The sequence below is a fragment of the Putridiphycobacter roseus genome, assembly GCF_003234935.1.
Lineage (GTDB): Bacteria > Bacteroidota > Bacteroidia > Flavobacteriales_D > Crocinitomicaceae > Putridiphycobacter > Putridiphycobacter roseus.
The window spans coordinates 1-737 of the sequence record NZ_QKSB01000070.1; the positions used below are offsets into that span (position 1 = coordinate 1).

Below are 737 nucleotides of genomic sequence, written 5' to 3' on the forward strand. Positions count from 1 at the left end.
CGTTAGATTGTCACCTCCCTTTATCCCTTATTAATCACACAAAATTTTCTGGATGACTTGTCCGGAATTAGATTGAATTTTTAACAACGCTACTCCTTTGAATTCCTTTGGAAAAGTGATTTGAATTTTATCATCAGTTAGTTGTCTTTCAACTTTAATGACTTGACCTGTTATTGCATAAGCTGAAATATTTAATTGAGTCACATCCTTGCCTTGGATATAAAAACTACCTGTGTTGGGGTTTGGGTAAACAGATAGGTTTAATTCATTTTCATCATCTATTCCGAGCCCGTAAACAAATGCACATGCTGAAGTATCGGTGCAGCCTGTGACGGTATCGGTAATAATTACTGCGTAATTTCCGTCCTCATTTGGTGTAAACGACTGGTTGGTTTCCCCAACAATTGCTTGGTTTCCATTGTCACAATTTAACCATTGGTATTGCATTTGACCTTGATTTGCAGTGAGTACAAAACTATTCATACTTACTAAATTACTTAATGGATGAACTTGCAGGCTTATGGTTAGAATACTATCGGCACCACAACTATTACTAATGGTATCTTTAAAATAAGCATTTTGATAATAAGTTGTCCCTACAGGGCTAGTATATTGTTGACAAGCTTCAATGGACTGATAAGAGGTAGTTTGAACATTACAAGACTCCATTCGCCAAAGCTCTCTTCCATGTAGGCTATCATTTGCTGTAAAATACATGTAAGGCCCTGCGGTTTTTA

Annotated in this window: 1 protein-coding gene; it reads right to left on the bottom strand. The window is 36.5% G+C overall.

Going from position 1 to position 737, the window contains the following annotated elements; genetic code table 11:
• Positions 1 to 30: 30 nt before the first annotated feature.
• Positions 31 to 737: T9SS type A sorting domain-containing protein (locus tag DNU06_RS17545; protein WP_233503075.1), on the bottom strand; the 707-nt coding region annotated here is incomplete at its 5' end.